This is a genomic window from Pseudomonas sp. JAI111 (assembly GCF_024809425.1).
GTDB lineage: Bacteria > Pseudomonadota > Gammaproteobacteria > Pseudomonadales > Pseudomonadaceae > Aquipseudomonas.
Map to the genome: position 1 here is coordinate 564,789 of NZ_JANUCB010000002.1, position 22,780 is coordinate 587,568.

General features: G+C 60.1%; 19 protein-coding genes and 2 pseudogenes. 14 read left to right on the forward strand and 7 right to left on the reverse strand.

Annotation, left to right across the window (positions count from 1 at the left end; genetic code table 11):
- The first annotated feature begins 326 nt into the window (after positions 1-326).
- The gene (mvaT, locus tag HNR03_RS10295; RefSeq protein WP_007933316.1) at positions 327-704 is read left to right on the forward strand and encodes a histone-like nucleoid-structuring protein MvaT; all 378 of its coding nucleotides are present in this window, start codon (positions 327-329) and stop codon (positions 702-704) included.
- Positions 705-803: 99 nt separating this feature from the next.
- On the opposite strand, the gene sbcB is transcribed toward mvaT, so the two are convergent.
- Positions 804-2,234: an exodeoxyribonuclease I gene (gene sbcB, locus HNR03_RS10300; protein WP_259153241.1), complete on the reverse strand. Its 1,431-nt coding sequence runs from the start codon at positions 2,232-2,234 to the stop codon at positions 804-806.
- 182 nt (positions 2,235-2,416) lie between these two features.
- Here sbcB and HNR03_RS10305 point away from each other — a divergent pair, with 182 nt between their 5' ends.
- The 8 genes and pseudogenes from HNR03_RS10305 to HNR03_RS10340 all read left to right on the forward strand — a co-directional run bounded on the left by HNR03_RS10305 (position 2,417) and on the right by HNR03_RS10340 (position 10,118).
- Positions 2,417-3,142: an RDD family protein gene (locus HNR03_RS10305; protein WP_222588191.1), complete on the forward strand. Its 726-nt coding sequence runs from the start codon at positions 2,417-2,419 to the stop codon at positions 3,140-3,142.
- Entirely contained in the window at positions 3,139-4,116 is a 978-nt protein-coding gene (locus tag HNR03_RS10310; protein ID WP_259153242.1) for a stage II sporulation protein M, read from the forward strand. Before HNR03_RS10305 ends, HNR03_RS10310 begins: the two co-directional genes overlap by 4 nt.
- Positions 4,103-5,647 (forward strand): DUF4129 domain-containing protein, encoded by a 1,545-nt coding sequence (locus HNR03_RS10315; protein ID WP_259153243.1) that lies wholly within the window; start codon positions 4,103-4,105, stop codon positions 5,645-5,647. The genes HNR03_RS10310 and HNR03_RS10315 overlap by 14 nt, the downstream gene beginning before the upstream one ends.
- Positions 5,644-6,807, forward strand: a complete 1,164-nt coding sequence (locus tag HNR03_RS10320) for a DUF4350 domain-containing protein (protein ID WP_259153245.1) — start codon at positions 5,644-5,646, stop codon at positions 6,805-6,807. The genes HNR03_RS10315 and HNR03_RS10320 overlap by 4 nt, the downstream gene beginning before the upstream one ends.
- Positions 6,804-7,805: a MoxR family ATPase gene (locus HNR03_RS10325; protein ID WP_090187506.1), complete on the forward strand. Its 1,002-nt coding sequence runs from the start codon at positions 6,804-6,806 to the stop codon at positions 7,803-7,805. The genes HNR03_RS10320 and HNR03_RS10325 overlap by 4 nt, the downstream gene beginning before the upstream one ends.
- Positions 7,802-9,133, forward strand: a complete 1,332-nt coding sequence (locus HNR03_RS10330) for a DUF58 domain-containing protein (protein ID WP_222588195.1) — start codon at positions 7,802-7,804, stop codon at positions 9,131-9,133. The genes HNR03_RS10325 and HNR03_RS10330 overlap by 4 nt, the downstream gene beginning before the upstream one ends.
- A gap of 137 nt (positions 9,134-9,270) precedes the next feature.
- Complete coding sequence (locus tag HNR03_RS10335; RefSeq protein ID WP_222588196.1) at positions 9,271-9,489, forward strand: hypothetical protein; 219 nt, start codon at positions 9,271-9,273, stop codon at positions 9,487-9,489.
- A 249-nt stretch (positions 9,490-9,738) separates the two neighbouring features.
- Positions 9,739-10,118 (forward strand): annotated as a pseudogene (locus tag HNR03_RS10340) (DUF6124 family protein).
- Between the two features lie 110 nt (positions 10,119-10,228).
- On the opposite strand, the gene HNR03_RS10345 reads toward HNR03_RS10340, so the two are convergent.
- Positions 10,229-10,588, reverse strand: a complete 360-nt coding sequence (locus HNR03_RS10345) for a PilZ domain-containing protein (RefSeq protein WP_222588198.1) — start codon at positions 10,586-10,588, stop codon at positions 10,229-10,231.
- Between the two features lie 237 nt (positions 10,589-10,825).
- Positions 10,826-11,209 (reverse strand): tol-pal system YbgF family protein, encoded by a 384-nt coding sequence (locus HNR03_RS10350; protein ID WP_222588199.1) that lies wholly within the window; start codon positions 11,207-11,209, stop codon positions 10,826-10,828.
- Between the two features lie 175 nt (positions 11,210-11,384).
- Between HNR03_RS10350 and pyk the strand changes: the two genes are divergently transcribed.
- Complete coding sequence (gene pyk, locus HNR03_RS10355) at positions 11,385-12,836, forward strand: pyruvate kinase (protein WP_090187526.1); 1,452 nt, start codon at positions 11,385-11,387, stop codon at positions 12,834-12,836.
- 199 nt (positions 12,837-13,035) lie between these two features.
- Here pyk and HNR03_RS10360 read toward each other — a convergent pair whose 3' ends face one another.
- The 4 genes and pseudogenes from HNR03_RS10360 to HNR03_RS10370 form a co-directional block, all read right to left on the reverse strand.
- Entirely contained in the window at positions 13,036-13,785 is a 750-nt protein-coding gene (locus HNR03_RS10360; protein WP_259153250.1) for an enoyl-CoA hydratase-related protein, read from the reverse strand.
- Positions 13,786-13,816: 31 nt separating this feature from the next.
- The gene (locus tag HNR03_RS10365; RefSeq protein WP_405046054.1) at positions 13,817-14,716 is read right to left on the reverse strand and encodes an iron-sulfur-binding ferredoxin reductase; all 900 of its coding nucleotides are present in this window, start codon (positions 14,714-14,716) and stop codon (positions 13,817-13,819) included.
- Positions 14,683-14,793, reverse strand: a pseudogene (locus tag HNR03_RS31915) (hypothetical protein); the annotation flags it as partial. The gene HNR03_RS10365 and the pseudogene HNR03_RS31915, both read right to left, overlap by 34 nt.
- Positions 14,745-15,851 (reverse strand): GGDEF domain-containing protein, encoded by a 1,107-nt coding sequence (locus tag HNR03_RS10370; protein ID WP_222588202.1) that lies wholly within the window; start codon positions 15,849-15,851, stop codon positions 14,745-14,747. The gene HNR03_RS10370 and the pseudogene HNR03_RS31915, both read right to left, overlap by 49 nt.
- A 354-nt stretch (positions 15,852-16,205) precedes the next feature.
- Here HNR03_RS10370 and HNR03_RS10375 point away from each other — a divergent pair, with 354 nt between their 5' ends.
- The 4 genes from HNR03_RS10375 to HNR03_RS10390 all read left to right on the forward strand — a co-directional run bounded on the left by HNR03_RS10375 (position 16,206) and on the right by HNR03_RS10390 (position 22,709).
- Entirely contained in the window at positions 16,206-17,729 is a 1,524-nt protein-coding gene (locus tag HNR03_RS10375) for a fumarate hydratase (protein WP_222588203.1), read from the forward strand.
- A gap of 269 nt (positions 17,730-17,998) precedes the next feature.
- The gene (locus HNR03_RS10380; protein ID WP_259153283.1) at positions 17,999-19,765 is read left to right on the forward strand and encodes an ATP-binding protein; all 1,767 of its coding nucleotides are present in this window, start codon (positions 17,999-18,001) and stop codon (positions 19,763-19,765) included.
- Entirely contained in the window at positions 19,759-21,090 is a 1,332-nt protein-coding gene (locus tag HNR03_RS10385) for a sigma-54 dependent transcriptional regulator (RefSeq protein WP_259153284.1), read from the forward strand. Before HNR03_RS10380 ends, HNR03_RS10385 begins: the two co-directional genes overlap by 7 nt.
- Positions 21,091-21,389: 299 nt before the next feature.
- The gene (locus HNR03_RS10390; protein WP_259153285.1) at positions 21,390-22,709 is read left to right on the forward strand and encodes an MFS transporter; all 1,320 of its coding nucleotides are present in this window, start codon (positions 21,390-21,392) and stop codon (positions 22,707-22,709) included.
- Positions 22,710-22,780: the final 71 nt, after the last annotated feature.

The window sequence follows — 22,780 nt, forward strand, 5'->3', positions numbered from 1 at the left end:
CCAGAACTTCGCAAAGGCGGCCATTCTAGCGATTGCGCAGCAAAACTGCAGTATTGATGACACGTTCGCGCACGCAGGCCAGTGGAACAGGTTCAATCAGCCCTTCGCCTGCCCGCGCGATGGTGTTCTTGCACGCACTCTTCAAGAGCACAATTGTGAATATCTGTGATGACCGCATCACACTTTTAACTGCACCTGAAACTCGCGTCCTAATCCCCGCAACTAATTTAAGTAAAACACCGGTTAAATGTTTACTTGATGAAACACCCTGACTATTATTGCGGCACTGTCACCTGCCATCCAGCGCTAAACATAAGGTAGTCCCCATGTCCTTGATCAACGAATACCGCGCCACCGAAGAAGCTATCAAAGAGCTGCAAGCCCGTTTGAAGAACCTGTCCCAAGACGACAAACTGCAAACCGAGCTGGAATTCGAAGGCAAACTGCGCACCCTGATGGGCGAATACTCCAAGTCCCTGCGTGACATCATCGCGCTGTTGGATCCAGAATCCAAAACCAAGGCTCCACGCGGTGGCGCAGTAAAAACTACTGGCACCAAACGTGCCCGTAAAGTTAAGCAATACAAAAACCCGCACAACGGCGAAGTCATCGAAACCAAAGGTGGCAACCACAAGACTCTGAAAGAGTGGAAAGCCAAGTGGGGCGGTGACGTGGTGGAAGGTTGGGCTACTCTGCTGGGCTAAGCCGCAGAGTTTGTCAAAGACTTATCCGCGACAAAAAATAACGCCAGCAGATGCTGGCGTTTTTTTATGTCCGCAATTCAGGCTGCGGTCTTTTCGTTTTCAAAGATTTAAACGTTTGCGTAATCCCTGGACATAATTCTGCCATTCATTGAGCACCTCCCGCTGAAACGATGTAGCGGTAATTGCCAATTGGGCAGCAGCCTCCATGAAAGTTTGCAGCGTATTTGGCGCCCCCCACTCAGGATCTGACAGACGTTGCTGACAGAATATTCGCCAGCGCTCTTGCTCCTCGAAATTCAACGTATCAGGGAAGTTACGTGCGCGATAACGAAACAACAATTCAGGCAAACGTTCGTCATCGAAAGGCCATTGCTCTTGTGATAATTGGACAGGGTCGGCCGCTCGGACTTGCTCGCATAGACGCCGATCCCGATCACCGATAAAACCATCGTATAACTGTTGTTCGGGGTCCTGGCTCTGCGTGAAGTCTTCGCCGGCATAAATCGCCAGTAACTTATCCCGCCAAACCTGTTGTGCGTCACTTAGCCGCAGCACGCGCTCCTGATAAAGCGCCATGTCCAGCCCCAGGCGCTGTTGATCGTCTGGACGCAGCACCGACAACGGCGCCACCACCGGGCACTTGTTGATATGGATGAGCTTGAGCGGCACCGGCAGTTCACCTTCAGCCAGGTCATCGCGACGGGTATACAGCCGCTGGCGCAAGGCGTCGGCATCCAGATCGAGCAACCCCTGGGGATCGAGGTGCAGGTCACAGACAATCAATGCGTTCTTGTTGCGCGGATGCCAGGCCAGCGGCAACACCACACCGACGTAACTTCGCGCGGCCGAGAAACGCCCGGAGATATGCACCATCGGCTGCAACAGGCGAATCTGGTCCATGACCTTTTGTTTGCCGCGCAACTGAAACAGCCAGTCATACAACTTCGGCTGCTTTTCACGAATCAGGCGCGCCAGCGCGATGGTGGCGCGAACGTCCGATAACGCCTCGTGGGCACTGCCGTGATCAATGCCATTGGCAGCGGTCAGTCGTTCAAGCTTGAGGGTGACCCGCCCTTCCTCATCGGTTGGCCAGATGATGCCGTCGGGGCGCAACGCATACGCCGCCCGCACCACGTCGATCAGGTCCCAGCGACTGTTACCGCCCTGCCACTCACGGGCATACGGGTCGAAAAAATTACGATACAGGCTATAACGCGTCATCTCGTCGTCGAAACGCAGCGTGTTGTACCCCGCCCCGCACGTCCCAGGTGCTGCGAGCTGGGCGTGCACACGGGTCATGAAATCGGCTTCACGCAAACCCTGTTCGGCCAACTGGCCTGGGGTAATGCCGGTGATCGCGCAGGCGGCCGGATGCGGCAGGATGTCTTCACTGGGCTGGCAAAAGAGGTTGACCGGTTCGTCTATTTCATTGAGATCGAAGTCGGTGCGAATCCCCGCCACCTGCAGCGGGCGGTCGCATCGCGGATTGATGCCAGTGGTTTCGTAGTCGTACCAGAAGATCGAGGTCACGGGCTGTTCCTGAACTGAAGATCGGCAAAGTCTAGGCGTTCACATCCCGCCCCGGCCAGTAATCTTGTCATTCAATCACCTCTGCCTACTTACCGTGCAATACATAGTTATGTCGTTTCCCCCCGAGAGGCTGCTAGCATCGGACGAACATCGAATCCCGAACAGGTCACATAAGGTTGCCCATGCTCGAGACCACAGCACTGCAAAGGAAAGCGACGCTGTCCCCGCCACTGGACACGCGGTATCAGGTCGAAACGCCCGAAGGCATCGACTTGCCACTGCGCCCGGCCGGGTTGATGGTCCGTGCGCTGGCCTTCGCCATCGACCTGGGCCTGCGCGGACTGATCCTCGGCATCCTGTTTGTCGTGTTGGCGTTTCTGGGAAAACTCGGCGCAGGGCTTGGCTCGATTCTGTTGTTCGCGGTGAGCTGGTGGTACATGGTGCTGTTCGAAGTACTCAACCAGGGTCGCTCGCCGGGCAAACAATGGATGGGATTGCGCGTGGTGCACGACGACGGCACGCCGGTCGGCTGGTCCGCTTCGCTGCTGCGCAACCTGTTGCGATTCGTCGACCTGTTGCCCTTCGGCTATTTCCTCGGGGCCATCTGCTGCCTGCAACATCCCACCTTCAAACGCCTCGGAGACCTGGCCGCCGGCACGCTGGTGATTTACCGCGAGCAACCGCTTGCCCGTCCGCAACTGCCGGATGCGCCTCCCCTACGCCCGGCGTTTGCACTGACGCTGATCGAGCAACGCGCCATCCTCGGTTTCGCCGAGCGCCAAGGCGAACTCTCGGCGGCACGGGTCAATGAACTGGCGTCCATCCTCGCCCAGCCGTTGCAGGTGTCAGAGCCGCGGGCCGTGGCCGAACTCAATGGCATTGCCCGTGGTTTGTTGGGTCCGGCATGAAGCAGAGTCTTTTCGAAAATCGTCACCAGGCCGAATGGACGCAGTTTTCGCTGATGCTCGAGCAATTGGAGCGTGGCAAGGAAACCACCCGAATCGCCAGCTTCCCCAAAGACTATCGACGCCTCTGCCACCAGTTGGCACTAGCTCAGGAACGCGGCTACAGCAGTTTCCTGATCGACTCGTTGCAGCAACAGGTGCTGCGCGGGCATCAGCAACTGTATCGGCATCGCAGTCGACTGGGCGCCAACGTCCTGGGCTTCATCCTGGCTGATTTTCCGCGACTGGTGCGCGAGCAATGGCGCTTCGTACTCGCCGCCGGCCTGATGTTTTTCGGCAGCCTGATAGGCTTCGCGCTGCTGGTGTATCTGTTCCCGGACCTCGTCTACAACCTGATCCCGGCCGAGCAGATCAGTGAGATGCAAAGCATGTACGACCCCGTCGCCGGCCATTTGGGCCGTTCGGCGCAGCGTGCGGCCAGTGAAGACTGGGTGATGTTCGGTTACTACATCATGCACAACATCGGCATCGCCTTTCAGACCTTCGCCAGCGGAATACTGTTTGGCCTGGGCAGCGTGTTTTTCCTGTTCTTCAATGGGCTGATGATCGGGGCCGTGGCCGGGCATTTGACGCACATCGGCTATGGGCAAACCTTCTGGTCATTCGTCATCGGGCACGGTGCCTTCGAACTGAGCGCCATTGCCCTGGCCGGTGCCGCCGGCCTGCAACTGGGCTGGGCCTTGATCGCACCGGGACGCCTGCCCCGCGCCGAAGCATTGCGACTGGCGGCGCGCAAAAGCGTGTTGCTGATCTGCGGCGTCATGCTGTTTCTATTGATTGCGGCGTTTATCGAAGCGTACTGGTCATCAATGACCGCGCCGCCCCCCATGACCAAATACCTGGTCGGCGCGGCGCTATGGGTGTTGATGGCGACGTATCTGCTGTTTGCCGGACGGACCCGCCATGCGCCTGAGTGACGCCACGGTCGTGATCCGCCCCCGCTCGACATGGGAAGCCATGGACCTGGGCGTCCTGTTGAGCCAGCGCCATCGACGCTTGCTGATGACCAGCTGGGCCATCGTCACCTTGCCGGTCTTCGCCCTGCTCACCGTGTTTCTGTGGGATTCACCGTCCCTCGCGCTGTTCATCTTCTGGTGGCTCAAACCGGCGTTCGAACGACTGCCGTTGTACATCCTGTCGAGCGCAATGTTCGGTGAAACGCCGACCTTGAAACAGGCGCTGCGCCAGTGGCCGCACCTGCTCAAACCACAATTGCTCGCCAGCCTGACCTGGCGACGGCTAAGCCTGAGCCGCAGTTTTCTGATGCCGGTGGTGCAACTCGAAGGCCTGGGGGGCGAAGCACGCCAACAACGTTTAAGCGTACTGCTGCAGCGCAACGCTGGCGCCGCGCAATGGTTGACGATTATTGGCGTGCACCTGGAAAGTGCGCTGTGGATTGGTTTGCTGGTGCTGTTCTACATGCTCCTGCCACAACAGGTCGAACTGGATTGGGGATGGCAAACCCTGATTACCGCCGCCGTGCAGGAATGGCGATGGCTGGAGCACCTGACCAATACCTTTTACGTGCTGGTGCTGATTGTCTGGGAGCCGGTTTATGTGGCCTGTGGTTTCAGCCTTTACCTGAATCGACGCACGTCGCTGGAAGCCTGGGACATCGAACTGGTGTTCCGCCGACTGCGCCAACGCCTCATGAGTACGGCAGTCACATTGCTGCTGGCCGCGATGATGCTGGTGCCGGCTGCACAGAACGTCTGGGCCGACGAGCCGGCTATTACGCCGGACAGTCCGCGCCTGCTGGATCAACCGCTGACCAGCCAGGCCTCCAAAGACAGCATCAAAACCCTCCTCGCCCAGCCCCCGTTCAAGAATAAGGAAACGGTCACCCGCTATCGATTTGGCGAAGACGAACCTGGCCGCCAAAACCCGAACGACGGCAAGACACCTGACTGGTTGAAAGCGCTGGCAAGCCTGTTCGACAGCCAGCGTTTCGGTTTTCTCGCCAACTTGATCGAAGTGCTGCTGTGGGGCGCCGTGATCGGGGCCGTCGGTTTGCTGATCTGGCGTTACCGCGACTGGTTGCAGACGTTCGTCAGCCGTCGACCACCGATAAACCGCCGGGTTGCGCGTGCCGTGCCGCAACGCGCTTTCGGCCTGGAGTTGAATCGCGAAACCCTGCCCGCCGACATTGCAGCCAGCGCCGAAAGTCTCTGGCCGGACAACCCGCGCGCCGCCCTCGGGTTGCTGTATCGCGCCCTGCTCAGCCACCTGTTGCATGAGCACAACATGGCGCTAAAAGCGGCCGACACCGAAGGCGAAGTGCTCCAGCGCGTCGCGCAACTGCATCAACCAGCCTTGCTCGCTTTCAGCAAAACCCTGACCTTGCACTGGCAAAACATGGCCTACGGGCATCGACTGCCACCCGCGCACTTGCAGCAGGAACTGTGTGATGGCTGGCGCGCATTGTTCGGCCCGGGAGCAGTCCGTTGAGCCGGCGTTTGTGGTTCGGTGGAGGCGCGCTCATCGCGCTGCTGCTTGGCGGCCTAAGCCTCTATCTGTACTTCAAGGCCACGCCCTATCAGGTAGAAATCGATCACGGTCCATCCCCCGATGCCCAGGCAAATCCGTATCTGGCCGCCGAGTATTTCCTGCGCCAACAGGGCTTGAGCGTCAGTCACGCCAACAGCCTCGACATCTTGCCGATCCTCGATCCACGTCAACACAGCCTGTTGTTGCTCGGCGATCGCGCGAACATGTCGCCGCGCCAGATTGATCAGGTGTTGAACTGGACCCGGGCCGGCGGACGTCTTTTGTTTGTGGCCCAATCCGTGTGGGATGAAAAAACCGGCCAGAGCAACGACCTGCTGCTTGATCGAGTGCAGTTGCACCAGTTGCTGAGTAAAGACCTCAAGGCACCGCCGCCGGACGTCCTCGACGACCCCTACCCGAAACTGACCAAGCTGTATCTGGAGGATGAAACAGCTCCGGCTTACGCCAGCTTCGACACCGCGTTCCATCTCGAAGACCCGAAAAACCTCGCGCAGGCCTGGGCCAACAGTGCCAAGGCCACACACATGATGCAGCTCAACCACGGCCTCGGCTCGATCACCGTGGTGACCGACGCCGACCTGTGGAAAAACCCGGCCATCGAACAGTACGACAACGCCTGGCTGCTCTGGTACCTGACCGCCGACACGAGCGTGACACTGCTGTTCAATACCGATCACGACAGCTTGCCGACCTTGCTGTTGCGCAACTTCCCCCAGGCACTGGTAGCGCTGATTGCCCTGATCGGTCTTGGGATCTGGCGCGTCGGGGTCCGTCATGGTCCGCTGCTGGAACCGGCACCCAAAGCCCGCCGACAACTTCAGGAACACCTGCGCGCCAGCGCCGATTTCATCCTGCGCCGCAGCGGTCAGCACACCCTGTTGCAAGCCTTGCAGCAAGACATCCTGCGCCGGGTCCGTCACCGCCACCCCGGTTATGAACAACTCGGCGTCGCCGAACAATGGCTGGTGCTCGCACGCCTGACCGGCCAACCCACACGCGCCATCAGCCAGGCCATGAGCCCGCCACCGAAGCAGCGGCTGTCCAGCGCTGAATTCAGCCGTCAGGTCGCCCACCTGCAAACCTTGAGGAACACGCTATGAGTCAACAGATCGAGCCTGGCAGCGCGACCCACGCCGCCCAGCAACGCCAGCGCGCCAGTCAGTTGGCCCAAGCGGTCAGAACTGAATTGCGCAAAGCGGTGATCGGCCAGAATACCGTGATCGATGACGTCCTCACCGCACTGATCGCAGGCGGCCATGTGCTGCTCGAAGGCGTCCCGGGGCTGGGCAAGACATTGCTGGTGCGGGCGCTGGCCCGTTGCTTCGGTGGCGAGTTTGCGCGCATCCAGTTCACCCCGGACCTGATGCCCAGCGACGTCACCGGGCATGCGGTCTACGACCTGAACACCGAGCAGTTCAAACTGCGCAAAGGCCCGCTGTTCACCAACCTGCTGCTGGCCGACGAAATCAACCGCGCCCCGGCGAAAACCCAGGCCGCGCTGCTCGAAGCCATGCAGGAACGCCAGGTCACCCTCGAAGGCCGCGCCCTGCCCATCGCGCAACCGTTCATGGTCCTTGCCACGCAGAACCCCATCGAACAGGAAGGCACTTACCCGTTACCGGAAGCCGAGCTCGACCGCTTCATGCTCAAGGTCCGCATGGATTACCCCGACACCGAGCAAGAGCTGGACATGGTTCGCCAGGTCAGCCGCTCGACCCGCGCCGACATGCTCGACGTGCAACCGTTGCGCACCGTGTTGCAAGCCAAGGACGTGCTGGCCTTGCAGCGCATCGCCAGCGATCTGCCGCTTGACGATCAGGTGCTCGATTACGCCGTGCGTCTGGCGCGCACCACCCGAACCTGGCCGGGCTTGACCCTCGGCGCCGGGCCACGGGCGTCCATCGCCCTGGTGCGTTGCGCTCGCGCCCGTGCGCTGCTGCGCGGTGGCGACTTCGTGATTCCCGATGACATCAAAGGCTGCGCCCTCGCGGTGTTGCGCCATCGGGTGCGGATTGCCCCGGAGCTGGACATCGAAGGGCTGGACGTCGATCAGGTGCTCAAGCAACTGCTCGACCAAGTGTCGGCGCCGCGTTTGTGAAACCGTCACGCCTGCTGTTGATCTGGCTCGCGATCCTGCTGGGCATCGGCATTGTGCTTGGCACCTTGCGGGCGCTGGAATACGACGTGCCCTCCACCCTGTTGTCGATCAACTGGGGACTGCTCCTGGCATTGCTGGCACTGGCCGTTCTCGACGCCGTTCGCCTTAAGCGCCTGCCGTCTCCGCGCATCCAGCGACAAATGCCCGGCAGCCTCGCACTGGGTCGATGGAGCGAAGTGCGCCTGGAAGTCGAGCATGACTTTGCTTACTCACTGAACATTCAGATTTTCGACCACGTCCCTGACGGCCTGAGCTTTGAACACCTTCCCCTGTCGGCCGAATTGCAACCCGGTCTACAGAGCCAGATCGGCTACCGACTGCGTCCGCTCAAACGCGGCCACTTCAGCTTCGAACACTGCGAAATCAACCTGCCGAGCCCCATGGGGCTGTGGTCCGACAAACGCCTGCTCACCCTGCTCGACCACACCCGCGTCTACCCCGACTTCGCCCGCCTCTACGGCGGCGAACTGCTGGCGGTGGACAACTGGCTCAGCCAGCTCGGCGTGCGCCAACGACAACGTCGCGGCCTTGGCCTGGAATTCCATCAACTGCGCGAATTCCGCGAAGGCGACAGCCTGCGCCAGATCGACTGGAAAGCCACCGCCCGCCAACGCACCCCCATCGCCCGCGAATACCAGGACGAGCGCGACCAGCAAATCATCTTCATGCTCGATTGCGGCCGGCGCATGCGCAGCCAGGATGGCGAACTCGCGCATTTCGATCACGCACTCAACGCCTGCCTGTTGCTCAGCTACATCGCCCTGCGCCAGGGTGATGCCGTCGGCCTCAGCACCTTCGCCAGCGACCAACCGCACTACCTCGCCCCGGTCAAAGGCACGGGCCAGCTCAACGTGTTGCTCAACACCGTCTACGACCTCGACAGCACACAACGCCCCGCCGACTATCAGGCTGCCGCCACACAGCTACTGGCCCGACAAAAACGCCGGGCGCTGGTGGTACTGGTCACCAACCTGCGGGATGAAGACGACGAAGAACTGCTGACCGCCGTCAAACGCCTGAGCAAACTGCATCGGGTGTTGGTGGCGAGCCTGCGTGAAGACTTGCTCGACAATCTACGGCACACGCCCGTGCAAACTTTGCCGGAGGCGCTAACCTATTGCGGGACGGTGGACTATTTGAATGACCGGGCGCAGCTCCATGAGCGGTTGAAGGCTCATGGAGTGCTGGTGGTGGATGCTCGGCCCCAGGAGTTGGGCGCCGAGTTGGTGACGCGGTATTTGGGTTGGAAGAAGGCAGGAATTATGTAATAGCGATACGTTGAGGTGCTCGTTCCTTAATGATAAACAAGGTGAAAATGGCCCTCGGCACTACAGAATAGCCGCTGCTGATACAGCTCTCGGTGAATGAAAATCCGACTTACCAAATAGTTAGTAAGGAATAAATCATGGACGATAAACAGCTCATCGCCTCACTGCTAAACAAAATCAACCACAGCCAATTGGCTTTGAGCGCTGCGATAGACGAGCTCTCTATCTGGGCTGAGAAGCAAGGCGCCATCGCCGTCGCAGGTAACATAAGAGATGCGCTGGAAACAGTGGATCAAAACCAAGAGTTTATTTCTTTGGCCTTACTATCTATTTCAAGTGACTTCCAAGGAGAGTAGCTATTCAAGCTTTCTAAACCTTTTACCTAAAGCTAGGAGTGACGCCGTAGAAAGCGATGCTTTGCAGTGGCTAATGCTCATGGTCAAAGCCTGCATTCACTCCGGTCCTACATGTGGCCGTACAACGGCTACATCATCAGGCGCTTCTGCCTACAACATGTGATGCCCTTGACTGACTTCGGGCGAACGCCAACCCGATTTAAGGTTCTCCTATCGCAATTCAACAGCGATCCATAAGGAGTTAACCCAATGTCAAAGGCTATACCTGTCCCATCCGAGCCTCCACGCTCGCCGCATGCCATTTCAAATCCAAAAAAACTTCATGCCGCCGCCCAAAAAGCTCTTAACCACTATCTCAATCAAACATTAAATCGTCCCTTGCTAACGAACGCACCACCGAGGAACGCTCCATGAAGATGTTTACCGTTGTCCCTGATGCCAAAACTGAAGCCCTGACCATCGAGACTTACGAAACCTTTTCCTCGGTCAGCATCCTGCTGCTCGACCTCGCTGAAAGCCTGGACGACAAGCAGCGGCATCTAGCGATGGCGATTTATCGGATGAGTGAGTTGGGGTTGATGCTGGTGGAGCGCTCGCTGGATAACGAGCAGGCAATCAAGGAGACGTAAGGCGCCAGATCAAAAGATCGCAGCCTCGTTGCACTCGACAGCTCCTACAGGATGTATGCGATATCCCAGTAGGAGCTGTCGAGTGCAACGAGGCTGCGATTTTTTGCTTGTCAGGCCGAAGCTGGCAACGACTGGAAGCTGAAATACTGCTTCAACGCCTGCATCAACTGCTCATACTCCGGCGGTGCCCGTTGCAGGCTGAACCCGGCGTCGTAGTGGTGCGGAGTGGTGTCTTCATGGCACCACAGGCAACACGCCGTCAGGTCGATGACCTGCTGGCAGCCGTTGCCTGCGGGGATTTTTAATCGCAGGTCAAAGTCGGCGCCCACCATCATCGGCAACTGGCTGATAAGCATCAATCCGTCTGCGGACACGTTGCCCAGGAAGCCGATGGGTTTGTCGGTGACACTGTTGAACACTCTCAGAAAATACGGCAGTTGATGCCGCTCGATCCGGCGGTCGGTGAACATGCGCAAATGGCCCAGCAAGGCCCTTAAGCAGGGCCGCACTAATGCTTCGGAACGGGCCGGTTTTTTTCAAAGCCTGGCACGCTCTACCCGATCCCGGTGCGTCAGTTCATCAAACCGCTGACGCTTACTCCTGCCGATCACAGGTGTGACCTCGGTTTAGAGGCAAGGCTCTAAAACCGATCCATTGGACTATAGCTCACCGACGTCAGCAGGCCAGCCTCTGCATGATCTGCGTCATCAGAACTGGGACGGTCGAACGGTCGCCGCGCCGCGCGTCGGGTAATGACCCAGGCTCTGCAAGGTTTCCAGACGTGCACGGGCGCGGTAGGCGTATTCGCTTTGCGGGTACGACGCCATGATGAACTGATAGGTCTGCGCCGCATCGATGAACAGCTTCTGTCGTTCAAGGCACTGGCCGCGCATCATCGACACTTCCGGCCACACATAAGGCCGCGCGCGGCTGGAGCGTTCGACTTTCGACAGTTCGAGCATGACCTGCTCGCAATTGCCGCGATCGTATGCGCTGTAGGCGTTATTCAAATGGTGGTTCATCGACCAACGGGCGCACCCCGTCACACTGAGAACGCTGAGGGCAAGGGCGGCAATGGGCACGAATCGCATGGGGAATCTCCTGTCTTGAGCTCTGTATCGACCCGGTGCGTGAAATCTTCAGGAATGTTCGTTTCAATAAACAAGCGAATAACAAAGCTCTTCACAAAAAGTAGTGCAAACGAACAATGACTACACCCCGAGACCATAGTAGCCTCACTCAGCGCTTGAACTCAGGAGTCTTTGAATGTCCGTCCGTCGCACCAAAATCGTCGCTACCCTTGGCCCGGCCAGTAACTCGCCGGAAGTTCTCGAACAGCTGATTCTGGCTGGCCTGGACGTCGCCCGCCTGAACTTCTCCCACGGCACTCCCGACGAGCACAAGGCTCGCGCGAAGCTGGTGCGGGACCTCGCTGCCAAGCACGGGCGCTTCGTTGCCCTGCTGGGTGACCTGCAAGGCCCGAAAATCCGTATCGCCAAATTCGCCGGCAAGAAGATCGAGCTGAAGATCGGTGATCAATTCACCTTCTCCACCAGCCATCCTCTGACCGAAGGCAACCAGCAAGTGGTCGGCATCGACTACCCGGACCTGGTCAAGGACTGCGGCGTGGGCGACGAGCTGCTGCTCGATGACGGCCGCGTGGTGATGCGCGTCGATACCGCCACTGCCACCGAACTGAACTGCACCGTACTGATCGGCGGCCCGCTGTCCGACCACAAAGGCATCAACCGTCGCGGCGGTGGCCTGACGGCTCCAGCCCTGACCGAGAAAGACAAGGCTGACATCAAGCTCGCCGCCGAGATGGAAGTCGACTACCTCGCCGTGTCTTTCCCGCGTGACGCCGCCGACATGGAATACGCCCGTCAACTGCGCGACGAGGCCGGCGGTACTGCCTGGCTGGTGGCGAAGATCGAACGCGCCGAAGCCGTGGCCGACGATGAAACCCTCGACGCGCTGATCCAGGCGTCCGACGCGGTCATGGTTGCCCGTGGTGATTTGGGTGTGGAAATCGGCGACGCCGAGCTGGTGGGCATTCAGAAGAAAATCATTCTGCACGCACGCCGCCACAACAAGGCTGTGATCGTTGCGACCCAGATGATGGAGTCGATGATCCAGAACCCGATGCCGACTCGCGCTGAAGTGTCCGACGTGGCCAACGCCGTGCTCGACTACACCGACGCCGTAATGCTGTCGGCGGAAAGTGCTGCCGGTCTGTATCCGCTGGAAGCTGTGCAGGCGATGGCGCGCATCTGCGTCGGCGCTGAAAAGCACCCGACCAGCAAGACCTCCAGCCACCGCATCGGCAAGGTCTTCGAAAGCTGCGACCAGAGCATCGCGCTGGCGGCCATGTACACCGCCAACCACTTCCCGGGCGTGAAGGCGATCATCGCCTTGACCGAAAGTGGCTACACGCCGTTGATCATGTCGCGCATCCGTTCTTCGGTGCCGATCTACGCCTTCTCCCCGCACCGCGAAACCCAGGCCCGCGCGGCCATGTTCCGCGGCGTCTACACCGTACCGTTCGACCCGGCTTCCTTGCCGCCTGAGCAAGTCAGCCAGGCTGCGGTGGACGAGTTGCTCAAACGCGGCGTAGTCCAGCAAGGCGACTGGGTCATCCTGACCAAGGGCGACAGCTACCACACCATCGGCGGCACCAACGGGATGAAAATCCTGCACGTTGGCGACCCGATGGTCTGATTGACCGGTTGCTGAAATAGAAAAGCCCCGCCATGTGAATGGCGGGGCTTTTTGGTTTCTGATCCGGAAGATGATCGTTCCCACGTCGAGGCGTCGAACCGTCTGCGTGGGAATGCCTCTACGGACGCTCCGCGTTCGGCTTTTGGGACGCAGAGCGTCCCGGGCTGCATTCCCACGCAGAGCGTGGGAACGATCGGTGTCATTGCCGGTTGATAAAGGCCGACAACGCCGCCATCGCTTCCGGCGAGCGCAACCGCTGTGTGAATAACGCGCCCTCTTCTTCTATCACTTTGCGCAACAATTCCCGGTCCGGCGCTTTCATCAATTGCTTGCTGACGCGCACCGCTTCCGGTGGCAACGACTCAAAGCGCAACGCCATTTCCCGCGCCTTGGCTAACGCCGCTTCGCCACTGCCCAACGCCTCGGTGGCAATGCCCCACTGCGCGGCTTGTTCACCACTGAAACCTTCTCCCAGCAGCAACAGCTCTGCCGCTTTGGCATGGCCGAGCATTCGAGGCAGGATCAGGCTGGAGCCGAACTCCGGGCACAACCCGAGATTGACGAACGGCATACGCAACCGCGCATCACGACTGACATACACCAGATCGCAATGCAGCAGCATCGTTGTGCCGATCCCCACTGCCGCGCCCGCCACGGCAGCGATCACCGGTTTTCGGCATTCCAGCAAATTGAGCATGAAGTGGAACACCGGGCTGTCGAGGTTGCCCGGCGGCTGCTGGATGAAATCGGCGATGTCGTTGCCGGCGGTGAAGCACTCGGCGCTGCCGGTGATCAGCACGGCGTTGATTTCAGGGTCGGCATCGGCCTGTTTGAGCGCCTCGGCCAAGTGGCTGTACATGGCGCGGGTCAGGGCGTTTTTCTTTTCGGGACGATTCAGGCGCAGGGTCAGCAGACCGCGTTCGCGTTCAACTTCAATGGCATTGGGCATGGCGAGTCTCGCGTCGTTAAACGATCAGCGCTCAACCACGGGGAACAAAGACATCCGCCAGCAGTTGGTTGCGCGGCAATCCGGCCAGGTACAAACGCCGGGCAAAGGCATCGACGCTGTCGGGGGCTCCGCAGACTAAGGCCAGGGTTTGCCGGGAAACAAGCCGCAGTTGCGCCAATGCCTGCGGCAACCCGGCCGGGGTCCAGAACTCGACACTGAGGTTGGGACGCCCATCGGCCATGGCTTGCAGGGGTTTGGCGAGGTAATGCTCGCTCGCCTCATGGGCCAGGTGAATGACGCGTATAGCGCCTTGGTGATCCTGACGCAGCGCTTCGCGCAACACGCCGAATAATGGCGCTAACCCCGTGCCGGCGGCCAGCAGCCACAGGGGCCGGGTGTGCCAGTCCGGGTCATAGTGCAACGCCCCGCCGCGCAGTTCGCCTAGGCGGATCGGATCGCCGATTTTCAGCTGGCGGGCCGCATCGCTGAACGCTCCCGGCTGACGACAATCGAGGTGAAACTCCAGAAAACGGTCATCTTCCGGCAGACTGGCCAGGGAATAGGGCCTGGCCACGTTGCCCGCCCACAACACCAGATGCTGCCCGGCGCTGTAGCGCAACGGACGCTCGGGTATCAGGCGTAAACGCAACACACTGGCGCTCAACCAATCGACCGCAACGACCTTGGCCGGACGACCGTCCACCTGCGGATCAAACGTGTGCACCTGCAGGTCTTCGACCACCTGGCACTGACACGCCAGACGCCAGCCCTGCTGACGTTGCTCGGCGCTCAAGGCATCGGGGCGGTTGTCGCCGGGCGTTCCTTGAACGCATTGCACCAGGCAGGCATGGCAACTGCCGGCGCGACAGCTGTAGGGCACGGCCGCGCCGTTTTGATTCAGGGCATCGAGCAGGTTGCTGCCCGGCGCCACCGACCAATGACGCTCGCCGACGCGCAACTCAGGCATCGACGTTCTCCCACGCCGCCGCGCAACGGTTGCGGCCGTCGCGCTTGGCCCGGTAAAGCGCCTGATCGGCTCGCTGCAACGCGTCGTCCAGATCATCACCGAGCTCCAGCAACGTCATGCCTGCGGACAAACTGAGGTTGCCCACTTTCAGACCGATCAACTCGACGTCGGTGAAGGCGATGCGCAGTCGTTCACAGCAGGAGGTCAGCCGCTCGGGATTGCAGTCGGGCAGCAGCACCACAAACTCTTCGCCACCATAACGGGCCAGCACATCGCCTTCACGCAGGCAGGCACTGGCCACCGCCGCAAAGGCTTGCAGCACCTGATCACCCGCGGCGTGGCCATGAATGTCGTTGATGCGCTTGAAGTGGTCGAGGTCGATCAAGGCCAGGCCGTGCACAACACCGGCGTCCATGGCGTTCAATTCGCGAGAGGCCAGGCGCAGGAAATGGCGGCGATTGAACAGCCCGGTCAGTTCGTCGGTGGCGACCAGATCTTCGAGCTGGCGCATCATCCCGCGCAGGGTGTCCTGGTGCGCCTGCAAGGCAAATCGACGTTGACGCATACGCTGGCGCGAAGCCTGGACGTAACGGGCATACAGCTCCAGCCACACCAGCACGATGAACAGCACGCATACCTGAAGCGCGGCCAGTGCAGGATCGGTCAACTGGAAGTGGTAACCCTCCCACAGCGTGATTGCGCTGAAACTGAAAAACACCAGCAACGTGCAGCGCAAAAAGGCCCGGCGCGAAAGATGAAACAGGCCGAACAACAGGATCAGCACGTAGAACACCAGAAAGGAACCGCGGGCTTCATCCAGATTGGCGATCAGCCATGTCTGCCACCCCAGGCCCATCAACACTTGCACTTCCGTCAGGCTCGGATCGGCGCACTTAAGGTTACAGCCGCTATAAAACATCGCGAACAACGCGGCTTGGCTGATGACCACCAGCGCACTGCCGACGGCCACGCTGGTCAACGGTTGATCGTAATGTCCGGTAAAAAAAGCCAGCCACAGCAATACCAGAGCCAGGGCGTAGGTGCCGGCTGCGAGGGCAAAGCGTTTGAGCAGAAGCCGTTGGATGGCGTTATGGGTCAATCGTTGACTCACCGTGCGAAAGGAGGCTGATCGAGTGTCCTACTCTACAGACCGAATGCCACTTTAGTGGGGTGTCTGACAAATGACCATTCAATTTTAGGGGCAAAAAACTGGCGTCAAAAGCATGTCCCGCTTCATCTGAGTCCTGGTCTCTGCCCAGAACTTGTGGGCGGTATGCGACCAACGATTGACCGTTGGCGCGTGTACCCGCCAGCGAGGCGCGTTATACTGCCGCGCCTTTTTAGCGTCGCGCCAGCATGCCCGGCGTGCCTTGAAAGGTGCTTGCAACCGACCGATGCACCCAAGCTGCAAGCACCTTATTGAATGTTCCCGTCTTTTAGAGGAGCGCGACTCATGACCGTGATCAAGCAAGACGACCTGATACAGAGCGTTGCCGACGCCCTGCAGTTCATTTCCTACTACCACCCCGTTGACTTCATCCAGGCGATGCACGAGGCCTACCTGCGCGAAGAATCGCCGGCAGCCCGCGACTCCATCGCGCAAATCCTGATCAACTCGCGGATGTGCGCCACTGGCCACCGCCCGATCTGCCAGGACACCGGCATCGTCACCGTCTTCGTTCGCGTGGGCATGGACGTACGTTGGGATGGCGCCACCATGGGCCTGGACGACATGATCAACGAAGGCGTGCGCCGGGCTTACAACCTGCCGGAAAACGTCCTGCGTGCCTCGATCCTCGCCGACCCGGCGGGCGCTCGTAAAAACACCAAGGACAACACCCCGGCCGTTATCCACTACTCCATCGTTCCGGGTAACACAGTGGAAGTGGACGTGGCAGCCAAGGGCGGCGGTTCCGAGAACAAGTCGAAGATGGCCATGCTCAACCCGTCCGACTCAATCGTCGACTGGGTGCTGAAAACCGTTCCGACCATGGGTGCCGGCTGGTGCCCACCGGGCATGCTCGGCATCGGCATCGGCGGCACCGCCGAGAAAGCCGCCGTGATGGCCAAGGAAGTGTTGATGGAGTCCATCGACATTCACGAGCTCAAGGCACGCGGCCCACAGAACCGTATCGAAGAGATGCGTCTGGAGCTGTTCGAGAAGGTCAACCAACTGGGCATCGGCGCCCAGGGCCTGGGTGGCCTGACCACCGTCCTCGACGTGAAGATCATGGATTACCCGACCCACGCCGCTTCGTTGCCGGTGTGCATGATCCCCAACTGCGCCGCCACCCGTCACGCGCACTTCGTGCTCGACGGTTCCGGTCCGGCCTCGCTGGAAGCGCCACCGCTGGACGCCTACCCGGAAATCGTCTGGGAAGCAGGCCCATCGGCCCGTCGCGTCAACCTCGACACCCTGACGCCTGAAGAAGTGCAGAGCTGGAAGCCGGGCGAAACCGTCCTGCTCAACGGCAAGATGCTCACCGGTCGCGACGCCGCGCACAAGCGCATGGTCGAGATGCTGAACAAGGGTGAAACCTTGCCGGTGGACCTCAAAGGTCGCTTCATCTACTACGTCGGCCCGGTTGATCCGGTGCGCGAAGAAGTGGTGGGGCCTGCCGGTCCGACCACCGCAACGCGGATGGACAAGTTCACCCGTCAGATCCTCGAGCAAACCGGCCTGTTGGGCATGATCGGCAAATCCGAGCGCGGCCCGACCGCAATCGAAGCGATCAAGGACCACAAAGCCGTTTACCTGATGGCAGTCGGCGGCGCGGCTTACCTGGTAGCGCAAGCGATCAAGAAATCCCGCGTGGTGGCATTCGCCGAACTGGGCATGGAAGCGATCTACGAGTTCGAGGTCAAAGACATGCCGGTGACCGTTGCAGTGGATAGCAAAGGCGAATCGGTACACATCACCGGTCCTGCCATCTGGCAGAAAAAGATCAGTGAAAGCCTGGCAGTCGAAGTGCAGTAAGCGCTTCGATTGACCCCAACGGCCGGCTCGTCACATGACGACCCGGCCGTTTTGTTGCTGGCTCGTAAAGCTGTTGGCAATCAAAACTCCCAGCCTTTATCCATCTGATAGACAAGGACGTGTAGCGAACTCAGAGATTCCCATACACAAGCTGCACTCTCGGTCGTCCAGAGTCACTGCTGCTTGAGAAACAGGTCGTTGTCACGACAGTAACCAGTGCGGACGGCATGCTATGGTGCGTGCCCATATCTCTTCCTGTTTCCCACAGCATGCTGCCGATTTCTCGTACCTTGCGTTTGTCGTTTTATACCTTGCTTATCATCGCCGGTGCCGCGTTGGCGGCAGGCTTGGCCGTGCGTCACGCCGAACGCCAGGCGCTGGTCGAGGACGCGGCCCGCGCCAACCAGCAATTGGCCTTGTACGCCAATTCTCTGCACACACTGATCGACCGTTACCGCGCCCTGCCCGCCGTGCTGGCGCTGGACCCGGAGTTGCGCGGCGCCCTCAATGGCCCGGTATCGGCTGAGCAACAGGCCGCTTTGAACCTCAAACTGGAAAAAATCAACGGCGCTGCGCAATCCTCGACCCTGGAATTGCTCGACCGTAACGGTCTCGCCGTGGCCGCCAGCAATTGGCGTTTGCCCAGCAGTTACGTCGGCCACAACTATGGTTTTCGCCCTTATTTCAGCCAGACCCGCACCCAGGGCACCGGGCGCTTTTATGCGGTAGGCGTGACCAGCGGGATTCCGGGGTATTTCCTGTCCAGCGCGGTTACCGGCGACAGCGGCGAGTTTCTCGGCGCGATGGTGGTGAAGCTCGAGTTTCCGGAGCTGGAGCGCGAGTGGCGTCAGGGCAGCGACACGCTGTTGGTCAGCGATGCACGCGGCATCATTTTCATCGCCAATCAGCCGGGCTGGCGCTATCGCCTCTTGAAACCGCTGAGCGACAGCGATCACAGCGAGCTGAAGGTCACCCGACAATACGACAAACAACCTCTGACACCGCTGGACCATCAAGCGCTGCAGCACTTTGACGACAACAGCAATTTGATGCGCGTCGTCGGGCCTGACGGTACGGCGGATTACCTCTGGGAATCGCTGCCGCTGGCCACTGAAGGCTGGACCTTGCACCTGTTGCGTCGCCCACAAGTTGCGTTCGAAGACAGCCGCAATGCCGCGCTCGCCGCCGCCGGATTGTGGCTGGCGCTGGTGTTTTTGTTGCTGTTCCTCAATCAGCGCTGGCGCCTGGCAAAAATGCGTCAGCGCAGCCGCGAAGAACTCGAACAATTGGTCGAAGAACGCACCCGTGATCTGCGCACCGCGCAGGACGGTCTGGTGCAATCGGCCAAACTTGCGGCCCTCGGCCAGATGTCGGCCGCCCTCGCCCACGAAATCAATCAGCCGCTGACCGCCCAGCGCATGCAGCTTGCGACGCTGAGGCTGCTGCTCGATCACGGTCGGGTCGACGATGCCTACAAGGCTCTGAAACCGGTGGACGACATGCTGACGCGCATGGCTGCCCTCACCGGCCATCTGAAAACCTTCGCCCGCAAAAGCCCCAGCGGCCTGCGCGAACGGCTCGATCTGGCGGCGGTGGTGGACCAATCGCTGCAATTGCTCGACGCCCGTTTGCGTGACGAGCAGGTCAGCACCGTGCTGCACCTGACACGCCCGGCTTGGGTGCGCGGTGATGCGATTCGTCTGGAGCAGGTGCTGATCAACCTGCTGCGCAATGCCCTGGATGCCATGCGGGATAAACCCTGCAAGCGCCTGGAAATCCGCATTGAAGCCGACGAACAACTCTGGCGCCTGAGCGTCAGCGATAACGGTGGTGGTATCGCCGAGGAACACCTGGCGAACGTGTTCGATCCGTTCTTCACCACCAAACCGGTGGGCGATGGCCTGGGCCTTGGCTTGGCGGTATCGTTCGCCATCGTTCACGAATCGGGCGGACGCCTGAGCGCCGACAATCGTGCAAACGGCGCGGTGTTCACCCTGACCTTGCCCATCGACCTGGAGGTTCACAGCCCATGCTGAACTCAGTGATGGTGGTCGACGACGAGAGCAGTATTCGCAGCGCCGTCGAACAATGGCTGAGCCTGTCGGGCTTCGAGGTGCAGTTGTTCAGCCGCGCCGATGAGTGCCTGGCGAATTTACCCGGTCACTTCCCCGGCGTGATCCTCAGCGATGTGCGCATGCCCGGCATGACAGGCCTTGAGTTGCTGGCCGAAGTTCAGCGTCGTGATGCCGACCTGCCGGTGATTTTGCTGACTGGTCACGGCGATGTGCCGATGGCGGTCGAAGCGATGCGCGATGGCGCCTATGACTTCCTCGAAAAACCCTTCAGCCCGGAAACCTTGCTCAGCAGTTTGCGCAGGGCGCTGGACAAGCGCCGGCTGGTGCTGGAAAACCGCGCCTTGCATGAGCTGGCAGACAACCGCGCCAAGCTCGACGCAACGCTGCTGGGCGTGTCCCGCGGTTTGCAGACGTTGCGCCGGCAGGTGCTGGATCTGGCGGCACTGCCGGTGAACGTGTTGATCCGTGGTGAAACCGGCAGCGGCAAAGAGCTGGTCGCCCGCTGCCTGCACGACTTCGGGCCACGGGCGGACAAGCCGTTTGTGGCGCTCAATTGCGCGGCGATTCCCGAGCAGCTGTTCGAGGCTGAATTGTTTGGCCATGAAAGCGGCGCGTTCACCGGCGCTGCGGGCAAACGCATCGGCAAACTTGAATACGCCGATGGCGGCACGCTGTTTCTCGATGAGATCGAAAGCATGCCGCTGGCGCAGCAGGTGAAACTGCTGCGAGTGTTGCAAGAGCAGAAGCTTGAGCGACTGGGCTCGAACCAGAGCATTCGCGTGGACTTGCGGATCATCGCGGCCACCAAACCTGATCTGCTGGATGAGGCGCGGGCCGGGCGTTTTCGTGAGGATCTGGCCTATCGACTGAATGTCGCCGAATTACGGCTGCCGCCGTTGCGCGAGCGGCGCGAAGACATTCCGTTGCTGTTCGAAAACTTTGCGCAGAATGCGGCCGAGCGTCTGGGGCGGACTTTTCCACCGTTGAGCGGGCCGCAGCTGAGCCATCTGTTGAGTCATGACTGGCCGGGCAATGTGCGCGAACTGGCGAACGTTGCCGAGCGCCAGGTGCTGGGGCTGGGTGAGCCGGAACCGATGGGCATCGATCCCGGGCAGTCACTGGCGGCGCAGGCGGAAGCGTTCGAAGCGCACTGCCTGCGCGCGGCGTTGACCCGGCACAAGGGTGATGTGAAAGCAGTGCTTGAAGAACTGCAACTGCCGCGCCGGACCTTCAATGAAAAGATGCAGCGGCATGGCCTGACCCGCGAGATGTTCCTGAGTGAATGATCGTTCCCACGCTCCGCGTGGGAATGCAGCCCGGGACGCTCTGCGTCCCAAAAGCCGAACGCGGAGCGTCCGTTGAGGCATTCCCACGCGGAGCGTGGGAACGATCAAGACAAAGCAATCCTCCCGCCAGGTAAGCGATTTTCCGCTCAGTCACCCTTACCAATAAGCGGATTTCCGCTCACTCAAACGTCAAAACCCCTCTAAACCGGCCCTCCCCGATCTGGCACAGCTCCTGCTATAGCCCGAGCAGGCTGCGTTTTAACGCGCTCCACAAAAACAATTAAACGAAGGATCCTTCAATGGATAACTCTAACGCCCTGCCCCTTGGGTCGGCTGCCGTGCCCGCCAAAACCAGAACCACCGCCAGCCGCATCAAATCGATCTTCAGCGGCTCTGTCGGCAACATGGTCGAGTGGTATGACTGGTACGTCTACGCCGCCTTCTCGCTGTATTTCGCCAAGGCCTTTTTCCCCAAAGGCGACACCACTGCGCAACTGTTGAACACTGCAGCGATCTTCGCCGTGGGCTTCCTGATGCGCCCGATCGGCGGTTGGCTGATGGGCCTCTACGCCGACAAGGCCGGTCGTAAAGCCGCGCTCATGGCCTCGGTTTACCTGATGTGCTTCGGCTCGTTGCTGATAGCCCTGAGCCCGGGTTATGAAACCATCGGCATCGGCGCGCCGATCCTGCTGGTGTTCGCGCGTTTGCTGCAAGGTTTGTCGGTCGGCGGCGAATACGGCACCTCGGCGACTTACCTCAGCGAGATGGCGACCAAGGAACGTCGCGGCTTTTACTCCAGCTTCCAGTACGTGACCCTGATCTCCGGCCAGCTCATCGCGTTGGCGGTGCTGATCGTGTTGCAACAGGTGCTGACCACTGAAGAGTTGTACGCCTGGGGCTGGCGCATCCCGTTCGCCATCGGCGCGCTGTGTGCCGTGGTCGCGCTGTACTTGCGTCGTGGCATGGAAGAAACCGAGTCGTTCACCAAGAAGGAAAAGTCCAAGGAAAGCGCCATGCGCACCTTGATGCGCCATCCCAAGGAACTGATGACTGTGGTCGGCCTGACCATGGGCGGCACCCTGGCGTTCTACACCTACACCACCTACATGCAGAAGTACCTGGTGAACACCGTCGGCATGAGCATTTCCGACTCCACCACCATTTCGGCAGCGACGCTGTTCCTGTTCATGTGCCTGCAACCGATCGTTGGCGCGTTGTCGGATAAAGTCGGTCGACGTCCGATCCTGATTGCCTTCGGCATTCTGGGGACGCTGTTCACCGTACCGATCCTGACCACCCTGCACACCGTTCAATCCTGGTGGGGCGCGTTCTTCCTGATCATGGCCGCGCTGATCATTGTCAGCGGTTACACCTCGATCAACGCCGTGGTCAAAGCCGAACTGTTCCCGACCGAGATCCGCGCACTGGGCGTGGGTTTGCCGTATGCGCTGACCGTGTCGATCTTCGGCGGTACCGCTGAATACATCGCGCTGTGGTTCAAGAGCATCGGCATGGAAACCGGTTACTACTGGTATGTCACGGCGTGCATCGCGGTGTCGTTGCTGGTGTACGTGACCATGAAAGACACCCGCAAGCATTCGCGGATCGAGACTGACTGACAGTTAAATTGATGGTGGCTTTACTGGCCTCATCGCGGGCAAGCCCGCTCCCACATTGGATCTGCGTACAC

Coding starts and splice junctions, on each gene's coding strand:
- mvaT (WP_007933316.1), top strand. CDS start 327: ATGTCCTTGATCAACGAATACCGCGCCACCGAAGAAGCTATCAAAGAG.
- HNR03_RS10305 (WP_222588191.1), top strand. CDS start 2,417: ATGCTCGAGACCACAGCACTGCAAAGGAAAGCGACGCTGTCCCCGCCA.
- HNR03_RS10310 (WP_259153242.1), top strand. CDS start 3,139: ATGAAGCAGAGTCTTTTCGAAAATCGTCACCAGGCCGAATGGACGCAG.
- HNR03_RS10315 (WP_259153243.1), top strand. CDS start 4,103: ATGCGCCTGAGTGACGCCACGGTCGTGATCCGCCCCCGCTCGACATGG.
- HNR03_RS10325 (WP_090187506.1), top strand. CDS start 6,804: ATGAGTCAACAGATCGAGCCTGGCAGCGCGACCCACGCCGCCCAGCAA.
- HNR03_RS10335 (WP_222588196.1), top strand. CDS start 9,271: ATGGACGATAAACAGCTCATCGCCTCACTGCTAAACAAAATCAACCAC.
- HNR03_RS10345 (WP_222588198.1), bottom strand. CDS start 10,588: ATGTTCACCGACCGCCGGATCGAGCGGCATCAACTGCCGTATTTTCTG.
- HNR03_RS10350 (WP_222588199.1), bottom strand. CDS start 11,209: ATGCGATTCGTGCCCATTGCCGCCCTTGCCCTCAGCGTTCTCAGTGTG.
- pyk (WP_090187526.1), top strand. CDS start 11,385: ATGTCCGTCCGTCGCACCAAAATCGTCGCTACCCTTGGCCCGGCCAGT.
- HNR03_RS10360 (WP_259153250.1), bottom strand. CDS start 13,785: ATGCCCAATGCCATTGAAGTTGAACGCGAACGCGGTCTGCTGACCCTG.
- HNR03_RS10375 (WP_222588203.1), top strand. CDS start 16,206: ATGACCGTGATCAAGCAAGACGACCTGATACAGAGCGTTGCCGACGCC.
- HNR03_RS10380 (WP_259153283.1), top strand. CDS start 17,999: ATGCTGCCGATTTCTCGTACCTTGCGTTTGTCGTTTTATACCTTGCTT.
- HNR03_RS10385 (WP_259153284.1), top strand. CDS start 19,759: ATGCTGAACTCAGTGATGGTGGTCGACGACGAGAGCAGTATTCGCAGC.
- HNR03_RS10390 (WP_259153285.1), top strand. CDS start 21,390: ATGGATAACTCTAACGCCCTGCCCCTTGGGTCGGCTGCCGTGCCCGCC.